Here is a 15,782-nt window from a genome sequence, read left to right on the forward strand (position 1 = left end):
TCAGGCCCTTCCCTTCGTCTCACGCTCGGCGACGACCACGGTGATGTGGCTCGTGCGCTTGAGGATCTGGCTCGCGCGGCCCTGCGCCCGGGGGCGGAACCGCTTCAGCGTCGGACCCTCGTCCACGAACGCCTCGGCCACGTAGAGGTTGCCCTCGTCGAAGCGCTCACCGGCGCGCTTGGCGCCCTCGCGGGCGTTCGCGATCGCGGACTCGACGACCTTGAGGACCGTCTCGCCCGCGGCCTGCGGCGCGAACTTCAGCGTCGACACGGCCTCGCCGGCCTGCTTGCCACGGATGAGGTCCACGACGCGCCGGGCCTTCTGGGGCGTGACGCGGACGAACCGCGCCTTCGCCTTGGCTTCCATTGCTGTCCTGCCTTCTGTCTCTGCCGTCAGGGCAGTCGCTCAGCTGACCCGGGGGTCAGCGGCGACGGCCCTTCCGGTCGTCCTTCTCGTGGCCGCGGAACGTGCGCGTCGGGGCGAACTCGCCGAGCTTGTGCCCGACCATCGACTCCGTCACGAACACCGGCGTGTGCTTGCGGCCGTCGTGCACCGCGAACGTGTGGCCCAGGAAGTCCGGGGTGATCATCGAACGACGCGACCACGTCTTGATGACGTTCTTGGTGCCGGCGGCGTTCTGAACGTCGACCTTCTTCTGCAGGTGCCCGTCGACGAAGGGCCCCTTCTTCAGGCTGCGAGGCATGTCTCCCGGCTCCCTATCAGCGCTTCTTGCCGGTGCGGCGGCGACGGACGATGAGCTTGTCGCTCGGCTTGTTCGGACGACGCGTGCGGCCCTCCGGCTGGCCCCACGGGCTCACCGGGTGACGACCACCGGACGTCTTGCCCTCACCACCACCGTGCGGGTGGTCGATCGGGTTCATCGCGACACCGCGGACCGAGGGGCGCTTGCCCTTCCAGCGCATGCGGCCGGCCTTGCCCCAGTTGATGTTCGACTGCTCGGCGTTGCCCACCTCGCCGACCGTGGCGCGGCAGCGCAGGTCGACGTTGCGGATCTCGCCGGACGGCATGCGGAGCTGCGCGTACGGCCCGTCCTTCGCGACCAGCTGCACCGAGGCACCCGCGGAGCGGGCGATCTTGGCGCCGCCACCGGGCTTGAGCTCGATGGCGTGGATCGTGGTACCGGTCGGGATGTTGCGCAGCGGCAGGTTGTTGCCGGGCTTGATGTCGGCACCGGCGCCGTTCTCGACGACGTCGCCCTGCTTCAGCTTGTTCGGCGCGATGATGTAGCGCTTCTCGCCGTCCGCGTAGTGCAGCAGCGCGATGCGCGCCGTGCGGTTCGGGTCGTACTCGATGTGCGCGACCTTGGCCGGCACGCCGTCCTTGTCGTGACGACGGAAGTCGATCACGCGGTAGGCGCGCTTGTGGCCACCACCCTGGTGCCGCATGGTGACGCGGCCGGTCGAGTTGCGACCACCGGTCTTGTGCAGCGGGCGGACCAGAGACTTCTCCGGCGTGGAGCGCGTGATCTCGACGAAGTCGGCGACGCTCGCGCCGCGGCGCCCCGGCGTCGTCGGCTTGTACTTACGGATTCCCATGGGGATCTGTCCTCAATCTGCTCTCGGGCCCGGTCAGCCGACCGGTCCGCCGAAGATGTCGATCGTGCCCTCGCGGAGGGTGACGATCGCGCGCTTCGTGTCCTTGCGCTTGCCGATGCCCGACTTCGTCCGCCGCGTCTTGCCCTTGCGGTTGATCGTGTTCACGGAGTCGACCTTGACCGAGAAGACCTGCTCGACGGCGATCTTGATCTCGGTCTTGTTCGCGCGCGGGTCGACGATGAAGGTGTACTTGCCCTCGTCGAGCAGCCCGTAGCTCTTCTCGGAGACGACCGGCGCGATCAGGATGTCGCGGGGGTCCTTGGCGACGGCGGTCACTTGGCGTCCTCCTCGGCCTCGGACGACGTCGCGACGGCGGTCGCGCCGCGGCCCTTGACGGGACCGGCGAGGAACGTGTCGAGCGCGCCCTGGGTGAACACGACGTCGTCGGAGACGAGCACGTCGTAGGTGTTGAGCTGGTCGGCGACGAGCAGGTGCACCCGCTCGACGTTCCGCAGCGACTTCCAGGCCAGCTCGTCCGCGCGCTCCACGACCACGAGGACGTGCTTGCGGCCGGACAGCGTGTCCAGGACCTGCAGCGCGGCCTTGGTCGACGGCGCCTCGTTGACACCGAAGCCGGTGACGACGTGGACGCGGCCGGCGCGGGCGCGGTCCGAGAGAGCACCGCGGAGCGCCGCGGCCTTCATCTTCTTCGGGGTCCGCTGGGAGTAGTCGCGCGGGGTCGGGCCGTGGACGGTGCCACCGCCGGCGAACTGCGGCGCACGGGTCGAACCCTGGCGGGCGCGGCCGGTGCCCTTCTGCTTGTACGGCTTCTTGCCACCACCGCGGACCTCGCCGCGGGTCTTGGTGTCGTGGGTGCCCTGGCGCGCGGCGGCGAGCTGGGCGACGACCACCTGGTGGATCAGCGGGACGTTCGTCTGCGCGTCGAACACCTCACCGGGCAGGTCGGCCGTGCCGGCCTTCTTGCCCTGGGCGTCGAGCACGTCGACGGTCAGCGTCTCGGACATGTGGTTCATGCCCCCTTCACGGCGGTACGCACGACGACGACGCCCCGCTTCGGGCCCGGAACCGCGCCCTTGAGCAGCAGCAGACCCTTCTCGGCGTCGACCGCGTGGACGGTCAGGTTCTGGGTGGTCTGGCGGGCGTGGCCCATGCGACCGGCCATCCGCAGGCCCTTGAACACGCGCGACGGCGTCGAGGCGCCACCGATCGAGCCCGGCTTGCGGTGGTTGCGGTGCGCACCGTGCGAGGCGCCCACGCCGGAGAACCCGTGGCGCTTCATGACACCGGCGGTGCCCTTGCCCTTGGTGGTGCCGATGACGTCGACCAGCGCGCCGGCCGCGAAGGCCTCCGCGGTGATCTCCTGGCCGAGCGTGTACTCGGCGGCGTCCGGCGTCCGGATCTCGGCCACGTGCCGACGGGGGGTGACCCCCGCCTTCTCGAAGTGGCCCTTCAGCGGCTTCGTGACCTTGCGCGGGTCCACCTGGCCGTAGGCCAGCTGAACCGCGGCGTAGCCGTCGGCCTCAGCGGAGCGCACCTGGGTCACGACGTTGGTGCCGACCGAGACGACCGTGACGGGGACGAGACGACCGTTGTCGTCCCACACCTGCGTCATGCCGAGCTTCGTGCCGAGCACCGCCGTGACGGGGCGCGCGTTCTGCTGGGTAACCATGAAATCAGTTCCTTCCCAGCGTCAGAGCTTGATCTCGATGTTCACGTCCGCGGGCAGGTCGAGACGCATGAGCGAGTCGACCGCCTTCGGCGTGGGATCGATGATGTCGATGAGCCGCTTGTGCGTGCGCATCTCGAAGTGCTCGCGGCTGTCCTTGTACTTGTGGGGCGACCGGATGACGACGAAGACGTTCTTCTCCGTCGGGAGCGGCACCGGGCCCACGACCGTCGCACCAGCGCGGCTCACCGTGTCGACGATCTTGCGCGCCGAGCTGTCGATGACCTCGTGGTCGTAGGACTTGAGCCGGATGCGGATCTTCTGTCCCGCCATGGCGTCGTCTGCTTCTCTCTCTCGAACTACTGGAGTCCGACCCCCGCGCTCGGGCGTGTCGCTTTTCGCGACGTTCCTCAGCGCCGGTCCCGTCCGGGTGCGCAGGGCGCGCGCCGGCCGGGACGAGGTCGTTCGTTTGGTGATGAGTCCGACGCCGGGTGACCCCGGGCTGTGAGCTGGACTCGCACGCGTCCCGTGCCCGTTCCTCGGGGCGTCCGAGCGCACGCGCGCAGACACCCCCGTCGTCGGGCAACTTGTCTAGTGTGCCAGCCGGGACCCGAAAGGTCCAACCGGACCTGCGTCACACCCGCGTGATCACGCGCCGGGCCACCGCCGGGCCCGCCCCGCCGCCCTGCGAGGGCCGCCGGGCGCCGGTCGCCGGTCGCCCTCCGCTGGCGCCGCCGCGGGCGACCCCTGCTGGCGACTGCGGTACCTCCGGTCGAGCGCGGTAGCTCAAGGTACCGCGCTCGGCCGGGCCTACCGCGCTCGGCTGGGCCTACCGCGCTCGACTGGGCCTACCGCGCTCGATGGCGGCTCCCGCTCTCGACGCCGGCTATCGGGCTCGGCGACCCGGCCCGAGGCGGAGCAGGCCCGCGGCACCGAGCACTCGGCGCATGGCGTCCGGGTCCAACGCGTCCTGCCAGGTCCACCGGATCACACGCACCCCGTGTGACCGGATGCGGTCCTCCCTCCGTTTCTCCGCCCACACCCGCTCCTCGACGGACCGCCTGTCCCGCGGACCGTCGGCGCGGTACTTGAGCCGACCGTCGAACTCCCCCACGAGGCGGTGCTCGGCCCACCAGAAGTCGACCCGGGCGACGAACCCCTCGCCGTCTCGCAGCTCCTGCTGCAGCACCGGCACCGGGGCGCCGACCTCCCGCATGCGCACCCGGCTGAGCGACTCCCCCGGTGACTCGGACCGACCGTCCGCGAACGCGAGGACCTCGCGAGCGCGCCGCACCCCGCGCGCCGACCCGCGGGAGGCGAGGACCGCGCGCGCGGCGTCGAGGTCGAGGCCCAGGCGGCCGAGCGCGTGGTCGGCGGCGACCACCGCCGCCGCGAACGGCTCGGTGCACGCCAGGTCGACCACGGTCCGACTCAGGTCGGTGACGGGCAGCCCCCTCGAAAGGACCGGGGTGGGTACCGGAGCAGCTGTGCGCCGTCGGACGCCCGGCGCCGACCGGCCGCCGGACGACGACGGCGCGACCACCTCGACGTCCCGGGGCCAGGGGCCGATGAGAGGCAGGCCCCAGACTGCCGCGGCGGACCGGTGCGAGAAGACGGGGTCCTGCAGGGCGCCCGCCGCGGCCTGCACGCGCAGCAGGTGCCGGTGCGCCTCGTCGGCCGCGTCCCACGACGAGGCGGGGCAGTACACCCCTCGTCGCACCCGGTGCAGCGCGCCCTGGCGGGCGCCCCGCGCCAGCCCGTCGACGTCCTCGCCTCGCGCGCGCAGGAGCGCGGGGGTGAGCAGCGGCGCCGGGCCCGTCCGGTCACGCGTGCTGGTCATGCGACCACCGTGCCACCCCCACCCTCGCAGGAAGCGGTCGTCCCCAGGCCGATCGCGTCCCGCCGCCCAGCGCGGTAGTTCCCGCCGATCGCGTCGCGCCGCCCAGCGCGGTAGTTCCCGCCGAGCGCGGCAGGCCCCGCCCAGCGCGGTCGATCCGACGACCCCGCTCGGCTGGAACGACCGCGCTCGGCGCACCCCGGCGCCGGCCACGCGCCCCCGCGGTCAGAGGCGGAAGCGGGTGACCGTCGTCGTGAGGGTGCCCGCCAGCTGCGACAGGTGCTCGGCCTGGGCGCGGGTGGCCTCGCCGCTGCCGGAGGTGACGGCCGCCTGGGCCTCGACGTCGTCGATGCCCGCGGCGATCTGGGTGGCGCCCGTGGCGGTCTGCGCGATGCTGCGGCTGATCTCGGTCGTCGTGGCGTTCTGCTCCTCGACGGCGCTGGCGATCGTGGCCTGGTAGTCGTTGATCCGCGCGATGACCTCCGCGATGCCCGCGATGGCGCCCGCGGCCTCGGTGCTGTCCTCCTGGATGGCGCGGACGCGGGTCGCGATGTCCTCGGTGGCGCGCGCGGTCTCCTGGGCCAGCTCCTTGACCTCGGACGCGACGACCGCGAACCCCTTGCCGGCCTCCCCCGCCCGGGCGGCCTCGATGGTGGCGTTGAGGGCGAGGAGGTTGGTCTGCTCGGCGATCGTGGTGATCACCTTGACGACGTTGCCGATCTCGGCGGACGACTCCCCGAGCTTGCCGACGGTCGCGTTCGTCTGCTCGGCGGACGCCACGGCCTGGTTCGCCACCCGAGCGGCCTCCTGCGCGGACTGCGAGATCTCCCGGATCGCCGCGCCCATCTGCTCGGCGCCGGTGGCGACGGTCAGGACGTTCGCCGAGACGTCCTTCGCCGCGACGCCGAGGGCGCGGGTCTGGTCGGTGGTGGCCTCGGAGGTGCCGGCGATCTCGTGCGCCCGGTCGAGCAGCGCGGCGGAGCCCCGGTCGAGGGCGGCCGAGCTCTCGGCGAGCGTGTGCACGGTCTGGCGGAGGCTGACCGCGGCACGGGCGGCGGCGCGGCCCATCTGCCCGATCTCGTCGGCGCCGTCCGGCACAGGGCGCTCGGCCAGGTCGCCCTCGGCCAGCGCCTCGAGGACGTCCCGGACCTGGGCGACCCGGCGGGCCGTGCTGCGGCCGACGAGCAGCGCGACGACGACGGCGCCCGCCACGCCGGCGAGCAGCAGCACGATCACGAGCACCCGGGACTCCGCGGCCTGGGTGTGCGCGGCGGTCGACGCCTCGGTGGTCAGCGTGACCTCGTAGTCGCCGAGGGCGTCGGCCGTCTCGGCGAGCGACGCCTCGGCCGCGTTGAACGTCGCCACGAGCTCGTCGACGGTCGGCGAGGTGTACCCGGCCGGTGCCGGCTGCCCGAGCACCTCGGTGTTGAACAGGTCGAGGTACCCGGTCCACGCGGCCTCGAACGCGTCGACGTTCTCCTGCCACGCCGGGTCGGCGTCCGGGAGGGCCGTGTACCGCGCCAGGGCCTCGGTGACGCCGTCCTCCGCGGCGAGCGTCTGCTGGAGCGCCTCGTCCGAGCCGAGGGTCTCCCCCGGCGTGGTGTACCGGATGGTGCCCTTGTAGGTGGCCGCGAGGTTCTGCTGGATACCGACGAGCGCGTCGAGTCGCTGCACGTTCTCCGCCTGGATCCGCTGCACCTGGTCGTCGAGCGACCCGAGGCGGGCGACCGCGAGCAGGCCGGTCGCGAGGGCGACGACGGCCATGATCGCCACGGACAGCAGGATCTTCGCGGCGATGCCGCCGGCGCCGCGACGGACGGCGGACGGGCGGGACGACGGGCGGGCGCTCACGGGACGGTGCTCCTCAGGAGTTGGCTGCACGGGGCAGCCTTCCCATCGTCGCGATCCCGACCGTGCTGACGGTTTCTCGCCGACTGGTTGAAGCGTCACCCATCCGGGGTCCGGGCACGCAGAAGGGCCCGGGTGCCGAAGCACCCGGGCCCTCCCGGTCGAGCGGTGTCCCCCGGAGGGGTCAGATCACTTGATGATCTTGGTGACGCGGCCCGAGCCGACGGTGCGGCCACCCTCGCGGATGGCGAAGCCGAGGCCCTCCTCCATCGCGATGGGCTGGATCAGCGTCACGGAGATCTCCGTGTTGTCGCCGGGCATGACCATCTCGGTGCCCTCGGGCAGCGTGATGACGCCGGTGACGTCCGTGGTCCGGAAGTAGAACTGCGGACGGTAGTTCGAGTAGAACGGGTTGTGACGCCCGCCCTCGTCCTTGGCCAGGATGTAGACCTGGCCCTCGAACTCGGTGTGCGGCGTGATCGAGCCCGGCTTCACGACGACCTGGCCGCGCTCGACGTCCTCACGCTTGGTGCCACGGAGCAGGAGGCCGCAGTTCTCGCCGGCCCACGCCTCGTCCATCTGCTTGTGGAACATCTCGATGCCGGTGACCGTGGTCTTCTGCGCCGGGCGGATGCCGACGATCTCGACCTCGGAGTTGATCTGCAGCTTGCCGCGGTCGACCTTGCCGGTGACGACGGTGCCACGACCGGTGATCGTGAAGACGTCCTCGATCGGCATGAGGAACGGCTTGTCCATGTCACGGACGGGCTCCGGGACGGACTCGTCCACGGCGTCCAGCAGGTCCTCGACCGACTTGACCCACTGGGCGTCGCCCTCGAGGGCCTTCAGGCCGGAGACGCGGATGACCGGCGCGTTGTCGCCGTCGAAGCCCTGCGACGACAGCAGCTCGCGGACCTCCATCTCGACGAGCTCGAGGATCTCCTCGTCGTCGACCATGTCGGACTTGTTGAGCGCCACGAGCAGGTAGGGCACGCCGACCTGGCGGGCGAGCAGGACGTGCTCGCGCGTCTGGGCCATCGGGCCGTCGGTGGCGGCGACCACGAGGATGGCGCCGTCCATCTGCGCCGCACCCGTGATCATGTTCTTGATGTAGTCGGCGTGACCCGGCGCGTCGACGTGAGCGTAGTGACGCTTCTCCGTCTGGTACTCGACGTGCGCGATGTTGATCGTGATGCCGCGCTGCTTCTCCTCGGGCGCCTTGTCGATCTCGTCGAACGGCGTGAAGGGGTTCAGCTCCGGGTACTTGTCGTGCAGCACCTTCGAGATGGCAGCGGTCAGCGTCGTCTTGCCGTGGTCGACGTGACCGATGGTCCCGATGTTGACGTGCGGCTTGGTCCGCTCGAACTTCGCCTTGCCCACTGGGTCCTCCTCAGGACTCTGGTGTAGAGATTGCCGAACGATGCGGGGGGCACTGCGGCCCCCCGCGGACGTGCGGTCCTACGGGTCGGTTTGGGTGGTCGTTCTTGGTTCGACCTGTGGGACTACTCGCCCCGGGTCTTCTTGATGATCTCGTCGGCAACATTCCGAGGAACCTCGGCGTAGCTGTCGAACTGCATCGAGTACACCGCACGACCCTGGGTCTTGGACCGCAGGTCGCCGACGTAGCCGAACATCTCGGAGAGCGGCACCTGGGCGCGGATCACCTTCACGCCCGTCGCGTCCTCCATGGACTGGATCATGCCGCGACGCGAGTTGATGTCGCCGATGACGTCGCCCATGTAGTCCTCGGGCGTCCGCACCTCGACGGCCATGACCGGCTCGAGGAGGACCGGGTCCGCCTTGCGGACGGCCTCCTTGAGGATCATCGAGCCGGCGATCTTGAACGCCATCTCGGACGAGTCGACGTCGTGCGCCGCACCGTCGAGCAGCGTGGCCTTGATGCCGACCAGCGGGAAGCCGGCCAGCACGCCGAGCTGCATGGCGCTCTGGATGCCCTGGTCGACCGACGGGATGTACTCGCGCGGGACGCGACCACCGGTGACCGCGTTCTCGAACGCGTACAGCTCGCCGTCCTCGGACTCCAGCGGCTCGAAGGTCATCTGGACCTTCGCGAACTGGCCCGAGCCACCCGTCTGCTTCTTGTGGGTGTAGTCGATCTTCTCCACCTTGCGGCGGATCGTCTCGCGGTACGCCACCTGCGGCTTGCCGACGTTGGCCTCGACCTTGAACTCGCGACGCATGCGGTCGACGAGGATGTCGAGGTGGAGCTCGCCCATGCCGCCGATGACGGTCTGGCCGGTCTCCTCGTCCAGGCGGACGCGGAAGGTCGGGTCCTCCTCGGCGAGCTTCTGGATCGCCGTGGAGAGCTTCTCCTGGTCGGCCTTCGTCTTGGGCTCGATGGCCACGTCGATGACCGGCTCGGGGAAGGTCATCGACTCGAGGATGACCTGCGCGTTCGAGTCCGACAGGGTGTCACCGGTGGTGACGTCCTTCAGGCCGATGAACGCGTAGATGTGGCCAGCCGTGGCCTCGTCGACCGGGTTCTCCTTGTTGGCGTGCATCTGGAAGATCTTCCCGATGCGCTCCTTCTTGCCCTTGGTCGAGTTCATGACCTGGGCGCCCTGCACGACCTTCCCCGAGTACACCCGGATGAAGGTGAGCTTGCCGAAGAACGGGTGCGCCGCGATCTTGAACGCCAGGGCCGAGAACGGCTCGGTGGCGTCCGGGTGGCGCTCGATGACGAGCTCCGGGTCCTTGACGTCGTGGCCCTGGATGGCCGGGACGTCGAGGGGCGACGGGAGGTAGTCGACGACGGCGTCGAGCATGGGCTGGACGCCCTTGTTCTTGAACGCCGAGCCGCACAGGACCGGGTACGCGTCGCCGGCGATGGTGAGCTTGCGGATGCCGGCCTTGATCTCGGCGACCGTGAGCTCCTCACCGCCCAGGAACTTCTCGAGCAGCTCGTCGTCGGTCTCGGCGACGGCCTCGAGCAGCTCGGCGCGGAACTGGTCCGCCCGCTCCTGGAGGTCGGCCGGGATCTCCTCGATCTCGTACTTCGCGCCCATCTCGGTCTCGCCGCGCCACACGAGCGCGCGCATCTCGACCAGGTCGACGACGCCGATGAAGTCGTTCTCGGAGCCGATCGGCAGCTGGAGCACCAGCGGCTTGGCCTTGAGGCGGTTCACGATGGTGTCGACCGTGAAGTAGAAGTCCGCGCCCAGCTTGTCCATCTTGTTGACGAAGCAGATGCGGGGGACCTCGTACTTGTCGGCCTGGCGCCACACGGTCTCCGACTGGGGCTCCACGCCCTCCTTGCCGTCGAACACCGCGACCGCGCCGTCGAGCACGCGCAGCGAGCGCTCCACCTCGACGGTGAAGTCCACGTGACCGGGCGTGTCGATGACGTTGATCTGCGTCTCGTTCGACTTGCCCTTGTTCCAGAAGGCGGTCACAGCAGCGGACGTGATCGTGATGCCACGCTCCTGCTCCTGCTCCATCCAGTCCGTGGTCGACGCCCCGTCGTGGGTCTCGCCGATCTTGTAGTTGACGCCCGTGTAGTACAGGATCCGCTCGGTCGTCGTGGTCTTGCCGGCATCGATGTGCGCCATGATGCCGATGTTCCGGACCTTGTGCAGGTCCGTGAGCACGTCCAGTGCCACAGGTTCAGCCCCTCGGTAGTGGGGTCCGCGCTACAGCTGGGATTACCAGCGGTAGTGGGCGAACGCCTTGTTGGACTCGGCCATCTTGTGCATGTCCTCGCGGCGCTTGACCGCGGCGCCCAGGCCGTTGCTGGCGTCGAGGATCTCGTTCATGAGGCGCTCGGTCATGGTCTTCTCGCGGCGGGCCCGCGAGTAGTCCGTGAGCCAGCGCAGCGCGAGGGTGGTCTGGCGGACGGGGCGGACCTCGACCGGGACCTGGTAGGTGGCGCCACCGACGCGGCGGGAGCGGACCTCGAGCGACGGGCGGACGTTGTCCAGCGCGCGCTTCAGCACGACGACCGGGTCGCCCTGGGTCTTCTCGCGGACGCCCTCGAGCGCGCCGTAGACGATGGCCTCGGCGACGGACTTCTTGCCGTCGAGGAGGACCTTGTTGATGAGCTGCGTGACGACCGGCGAGCCGTAGACCGGGTCGACGATCAGCGGCCGGCGGGGGGCGGGACCCTTACGAGGCATCGGTTCAGCCCTTCTTCGCGCCGTAGCGGCTGCGCGCCTGCTTACGGTTCTTCACGCCCTGGGTGTCCAGAGCACCACGGATGATCTTGTAGCGCACACCGGGGAGGTCCTTCACACGACCGCCGCGCACGAGCACGATCGAGTGCTCCTGCAGGTTGTGGCCCTCACCGGGGATGTACGCGGTGACCTCGATGCCCGAGGAGAGCTTGACGCGCGCGACCTTCCGCAGAGCCGAGTTCGGCTTCTTGGGGGTGGTCGTGTAGACGCGGGTGCACACACCGCGCCGCTGCGGGCTGCCCTTGAGGGCAGGCGTCTTCGACTTGTTCGTCTTCGCCTGCCGGCCCTTGCGGACCAGCTGCTGGATCGTAGGCACTACGTCTCCGTCTTGTTGATGAGTCTGGTCTGACCGGCACCCGTCACCCTGGACGGCCGGCAATGGTCCGGATCGTCCCCCGTCGCGCGACTACCCCGAGAGGTCTTGCGTCCCGCTCCGGCCCCCGCACCCGGGCGTGTCGACCCCGTCCTGCTCCGCACACCGGGTCCCGGGAGGGGGACGCAGGTGCGGTGGGGGGCGATCCACCCGGCGACGCACGTGGTGACCACGTGAGCGCGCGCGAGAGCCCGACGGCGCGGGCACGGTGTCCCACGTTACTCGGCCGTCACCCCAGGGTCAAAGCACCTGGTGACGGTCGGCTGGTGGGACGTCGATCACAACACGAGGTCGGGCCCGGATGTTCCCGGACCCTCCCCCGCACGCCCGAGGGGGCCCGCCGCGACCAGCGCGGCGGACCCCCTCGGACCGGTGAGGCTCGAGATCAGCGGTAGTCGCCGAAGTCGATGTCCTCGAGCGGGATCGCCTCGCCCGAGCCGAGGCCCAGGGCGGGGAAGTCGATCTCGTCGTAGCCGAAGGACGGGTACAGCTCGGCCTTCGCCTCCTCGGTGGGCTCCACCGACACCTCGTGGTACCGGGGCAGGCCCGTACCGGCGGGGATCAGCTTGCCGAGGATCACGTTCTCCTTCAGGCCCAGCAGCGGGTCGGAACGGCCCGACATCGCGGCCTCGGTGAGGACGCGGGTCGTCTCCTGGAAGGACGCCGCCGACAGCCACGAGTCCGTCGCGAGCGACGCCTTCGTGATACCCATCAGCTCCGGACGACCCGAGGCCGGCTGACCGCCCTCGGCGACCGCCCGGCGGTTCGCGTCCTCGAACCGGCCGCGCTCGGCCAGCTCGCCCGGCAGCAGGTCCGTGTCACCCGAGTCGAGCACGGTCACGCGACGCAGCATCTGCCGCACGATGACCTCGATGTGCTTGTCGTGGATGTCCACGCCCTGGGAGTTGTAGACCTCCTGGACCTCGTCCACCAGGTGCTTCTGCGTGGCGCGCGGGCCGAGGATGCGCAGGACCTTCTTCGGGTCCACCGCACCCTGGACCAGCTGCGTGCCGACCTCGACGTGGTCGCCGTCGGACACGAGCAGGCGCGAGCGCTTGGTGATCGGGTAGGCGATCTCCTCCGAGCCGTCGTCCGGCGTCAGCACGATGCGCCGCGTCCGGTCCGCCTCGTCGATGGCGATGCGGCCGGAGAACTCCGCGATGGGGCTCTCACCCTTGGGGGTGCGGGCCTCGAAGAGCTCCTGGACACGCGGCAGACCCTGCGTGATGTCCTCGGCCGACGCGACACCACCGGTGTGGAAGGTGCGCATCGTCAGCTGCGTGCCGGGCTCACCGATGGACTGCGCCGCGATGATGCCGACGGCCTCGCCGATGTCCACCAGCTTGCCGGTGGCCAGGGAGCGGCCGTAGCACTTCGCGCAGGTGCCGACGCGCGACTCGCAGGTCAGCACGGAGCGGACCTTGAGCGACTCGACGCCGGCCGCCAGCAGGCGGTCGAGCAGGACGTCGCCGACGTCGTCGCCCGAGTTCCCGATGACCTCGCCGTCGATCTCGACGGCGGTGGCCAGGGTCCGCGCGTAGACGGAGGTCTCGACCTTGTCGTGCCGGCGCAGCGAGCCGTCCGCGGTGGCCACGCCGATCGGCATGGTCAGGCCGCGCTCGGTGCCGCAGTCCTCCTCGCGGACGATGACGTCCTGGGAGACGTCCACCAGACGACGGGTCAGGTAGCCCGAGTCGGCGGTCCGCAGCGCGGTGTCCGCCAGACCCTTGCGGGCGCCGTGCGTCGCGATGAAGTACTCCAGGACCGACAGGCCCTCGCGGTAGTTGGACTTGATCGGGCGGGGGATGATCTCGCCCTTCGGGTTCGCCACGAGGCCGCGCATGCCGGCGATCTGACGGACCTGCATCCAGTTACCACGCGCACCCGAGCCGACCATGCGGAACACGGTGTTGCGGGCGTTGAAGTTCTCCTGCATCGCCTTGGCGACCTTGTCGGTGGCCTGCGTCCAGATCTCGATGAGCTCCTGGCGACGCTCGTCGTCGGTGATGAGGCCCTTGTCGTACTGGCCCTGCACCTTCGCCGCGCGCGCCTCGTGCTCGGTGAGGATCTCCTGCTTGGCGGTCGGCGCCGCCACGTCGGAGATCGCGATGGTCACGCCCGAGCGGGTGGCCCAGCGGAAGCCGGCCTCCTTCAGGGCGTCGAGCGAGGCGGCGACCTCGACCTTCGGGTACCGCTCCGCGAGGTCGTTGACGATCACGGAGAGGCGCTTCTTGTCGACGACGCCGTTCTCGTACGGGTAGTCCACCGGCAGCAGCTCGTTGAACAGCGCCCGGCCGAGCGAGGTCTCGAACAGGAACGGCTCGTCGGCGGAGAAGCCCTCGGGCTCCTGGCCGGGGCCGAACACGAGGCCCTCCATGCGGATCTTGACGACCGCGTTGAGGTCCAGCGAGCCCTGGTCGAAGGCCATGATCGCCTCGGACACCGAGCTGAACGCCCGGCCCGCGCCGACCGGGTCCACCTTGTCGGAGGTCAGGTGGAACAGGCCGATGATCATGTCCTGCGAGGGCATGGTCACCGGACGGCCGTCCGACGGCTTCAGGATGTTGTTGCTCGAGAGCATGAGGATGCGGGCCTCGGCCTGCGCCTCCGCGCTCAGGGGCAGGTGCACGGCCATCTGGTCGCCGTCGAAGTCGGCGTTGAACGCGCCGCACACGAGCGGGTGCAGGTGGATCGCCTTGCCCTCGACCAGCTGGGGCTCGAACGCCTGGATGCCGAGGCGGTGCAGCGTGGGCGCACGGTTCAGCAGGACCGGGTGCTCGGTGATGACCTCCTCGAGCACGTCCCACACGACCGGGCGCGCGCGCTCGACCATGCGCTTGGCCGACTTGATGTTCTGCGCGTGGTTCAGGTCGACCAGGCGCTTCATCACGAACGGCTTGAACAGCTCGAGCGCCATCTGCTTGGGCAGACCGCACTGGTGCAGCTTGAGCTGCGGGCCGACGACGATGACCGAACGGCCCGAGTAGTCGACGCGCTTGCCGAGCAGGTTCTGGCGGAACCGGCCCTGCTTGCCCTTGAGCATGTCGGAGATCGACTTCAGCGGGCGGTTGCCGGGGCCCGTGACCGGGCGGCCGCGGCGGCCGTTGTCGAACAGCGAGTCCACGGCCTCCTGGAGCATCCGCTTCTCGTTGTTGACGATGATCTCCGGCGCGCCCAGGTCCAGGAGCCGCTTGAGGCGGTTGTTCCGGTTGATGACGCGGCGGTACAGGTCGTTCAGGTCGGACGTGGCGAACCGGCCGCCGTCGAGCTGCACCATCGGGCGCAGGTCCGGCGGGATGACCGGGACGGCGTCCAGCACCATGCCGGTCGGCGAGTTCGTCGTGGTGAGGAACGCGTTGACGACCTTGAGGCGCTTGAGCGCACGGGTCTTCCGCTGGCCCTTGCCGGTGCGGATGATCTCGCGCAGGTTCTCGGCCTCGGCGTCCAGGTCGAACGCCTCGAGGCGCTTCTGGATCGCCGCGGCGCCCATCGAGCCCTCGAAGTAGTTGCCGTAGCGGTCCTGCAGCTGGCGGTAGAGCAGCTCGTCGCCCTCGAGGTCGGCGACCTTGAGGTTCTTGAACTTGTCCCAGATCGTGTCCAGGCGCTCGATCTCGGCGTCCGCGCGCTTGCGGATCTGCGCCATCTCGCGCTCGGCCGAGTCGCGGACCTTGCGGCGCGCGTCGGCCTTCGCACCCTCGGCCTCGAGCTCGGCCAGGTCGGCCTCGAGCTTCGACGCGCGGGTGTTGATGTCGTTGTCGCGGCGGTCCGCGATCTCCTTGCGCTCCAGGTCGATCTCGTTCTGGAGGTTCGGGAGGTCCTCCTGGCGACCGTCGGTGTCGACCCACGTGATCATGTACGCCGCGAAGTAGATGACCTTCTCGAGGTCCTTCGGGGCGAGGTCGAGCAGGTAGCCGAGGCGCGAGGGCACGCCCTTGAAGAACCAGATGTGCGTGACGGGCGCGGCCAGCTCGATGTGGCCCATGCGCTCACGACGCACCTTGGAACGGGTCACCTCGACGCCGCAGCGCTCGCAGATGATGCCCTTGAAGCGCACGCGCTTGTACTTGCCGCAGTAGCACTCCCAGTCCCGGGTGGGGCCGAAGATCTTCTCGCAGAAGAGCCCGTCCTTCTCCGGCTTCAGGGTGCGGTAGTTGATGGTCTCGGGCTTCTTGACCTCGCCGTGCGACCAGGTCCGGATGTCGTCGGCCGTGGCCAGGCCGATGCGCAGCTCGTCGAAGACGTTGACGTCGAGCAAGGGGTCCTACTTCCTTCGCATGCCGGTGCGCGCGGG

Annotated in this window: 14 protein-coding genes; all 14 read right to left on the minus strand. The window is 70.0% G+C overall.

The annotated features are described in order from the left end of the window. A complete protein-coding gene (rplV, locus tag FKM96_RS05310; protein ID WP_147794357.1) occupies positions 1-366 on the minus strand; it encodes a 50S ribosomal protein L22 in 366 nt (121 codons plus the stop codon). Positions 367-421: 55 nt separating this feature from the next. Beyond that, on the minus strand, positions 422-703 hold the full coding sequence (gene rpsS / locus FKM96_RS05315; RefSeq protein WP_147794358.1) for a 30S ribosomal protein S19: 282 nt from the start codon (positions 701-703) through the stop codon (positions 422-424). Positions 704-719: 16 nt separating this feature from the next. Then, complete coding sequence (gene rplB, locus FKM96_RS05320; RefSeq protein ID WP_147794359.1) at positions 720-1,556, minus strand: 50S ribosomal protein L2; 837 nt, start codon at positions 1,554-1,556, stop codon at positions 720-722. Positions 1,557-1,589: 33 nt separating this feature from the next. Further along, complete coding sequence (rplW, locus tag FKM96_RS05325; protein WP_147794360.1) at positions 1,590-1,892, minus strand: 50S ribosomal protein L23; 303 nt, start codon at positions 1,890-1,892, stop codon at positions 1,590-1,592. Continuing rightward, a complete protein-coding gene (gene rplD / locus FKM96_RS05330) occupies positions 1,889-2,581 on the minus strand; it encodes a 50S ribosomal protein L4 (RefSeq protein ID WP_147796935.1) in 693 nt (230 codons plus the stop codon). Before rplD ends, rplW begins: the two co-directional genes overlap by 4 nt. Before the next feature lie 5 nt (positions 2,582-2,586). Then, on the minus strand, positions 2,587-3,246 hold the full coding sequence (rplC, locus tag FKM96_RS05335) for a 50S ribosomal protein L3 (protein WP_147794361.1): 660 nt from the start codon (positions 3,244-3,246) through the stop codon (positions 2,587-2,589). Between the two features lie 21 nt (positions 3,247-3,267). Beyond that, the gene (rpsJ, locus tag FKM96_RS05340; RefSeq protein WP_122147693.1) at positions 3,268-3,576 is read right to left on the minus strand and encodes a 30S ribosomal protein S10; all 309 of its coding nucleotides are present in this window, start codon (positions 3,574-3,576) and stop codon (positions 3,268-3,270) included. Between the two features lie 553 nt (positions 3,577-4,129). Continuing rightward, complete coding sequence (locus FKM96_RS20540; RefSeq protein ID WP_168216884.1) at positions 4,130-5,083, minus strand: hypothetical protein; 954 nt, start codon at positions 5,081-5,083, stop codon at positions 4,130-4,132. A gap of 222 nt (positions 5,084-5,305) precedes the next feature. Then, on the minus strand, positions 5,306-6,931 hold the full coding sequence (locus FKM96_RS05355; protein ID WP_210417369.1) for a methyl-accepting chemotaxis protein: 1,626 nt from the start codon (positions 6,929-6,931) through the stop codon (positions 5,306-5,308). A 186-nt stretch (positions 6,932-7,117) separates the two neighbouring features. After that, a complete protein-coding gene (gene tuf / locus FKM96_RS05360; protein ID WP_147794364.1) occupies positions 7,118-8,308 on the minus strand; it encodes an elongation factor Tu in 1,191 nt (396 codons plus the stop codon). Positions 8,309-8,430: 122 nt separating this feature from the next. Beyond that, entirely contained in the window at positions 8,431-10,548 is a 2,118-nt protein-coding gene (gene fusA, locus FKM96_RS05365) for an elongation factor G (RefSeq protein ID WP_147794365.1), read from the minus strand. A gap of 42 nt (positions 10,549-10,590) precedes the next feature. Beyond that, on the minus strand, positions 10,591-11,061 hold the full coding sequence (gene rpsG / locus FKM96_RS05370; protein ID WP_122147699.1) for a 30S ribosomal protein S7: 471 nt from the start codon (positions 11,059-11,061) through the stop codon (positions 10,591-10,593). A gap of 4 nt (positions 11,062-11,065) precedes the next feature. Then, positions 11,066-11,434, minus strand: coding sequence for a 30S ribosomal protein S12 (rpsL, locus tag FKM96_RS05375; RefSeq protein WP_147794366.1), 369 nt, complete (start codon positions 11,432-11,434; stop codon positions 11,066-11,068). Positions 11,435-11,876: 442 nt separating this feature from the next. Beyond that, on the minus strand, positions 11,877-15,746 hold the full coding sequence (locus FKM96_RS05380) for a DNA-directed RNA polymerase subunit beta' (protein WP_147794367.1): 3,870 nt from the start codon (positions 15,744-15,746) through the stop codon (positions 11,877-11,879). Positions 15,747-15,782: the final 36 nt, after the last annotated feature.

The organism is Cellulomonas sp. Y8 (genome assembly GCF_008033115.1).
GTDB lineage: Bacteria > Actinomycetota > Actinomycetes > Actinomycetales > Cellulomonadaceae > Cellulomonas.

Coding starts and splice junctions, on each gene's coding strand:
- rplV (WP_147794357.1), bottom strand. CDS start 366: ATGGAAGCCAAGGCGAAGGCGCGGTTCGTCCGCGTCACGCCCCAGAAG.
- rpsS (WP_147794358.1), bottom strand. CDS start 703: ATGCCTCGCAGCCTGAAGAAGGGGCCCTTCGTCGACGGGCACCTGCAG.
- rplB (WP_147794359.1), bottom strand. CDS start 1,556: ATGGGAATCCGTAAGTACAAGCCGACGACGCCGGGGCGCCGCGGCGCG.
- rplD (WP_147796935.1), bottom strand. CDS start 2,581: ATGTCCGAGACGCTGACCGTCGACGTGCTCGACGCCCAGGGCAAGAAG.
- rplC (WP_147794361.1), bottom strand. CDS start 3,246: ATGGTTACCCAGCAGAACGCGCGCCCCGTCACGGCGGTGCTCGGCACG.
- rpsJ (WP_122147693.1), bottom strand. CDS start 3,576: ATGGCGGGACAGAAGATCCGCATCCGGCTCAAGTCCTACGACCACGAG.
- FKM96_RS20540 (WP_168216884.1), bottom strand. CDS start 5,083: ATGACCAGCACGCGTGACCGGACGGGCCCGGCGCCGCTGCTCACCCCC.
- rpsG (WP_122147699.1), bottom strand. CDS start 11,061: ATGCCTCGTAAGGGTCCCGCCCCCCGCCGGCCGCTGATCGTCGACCCG.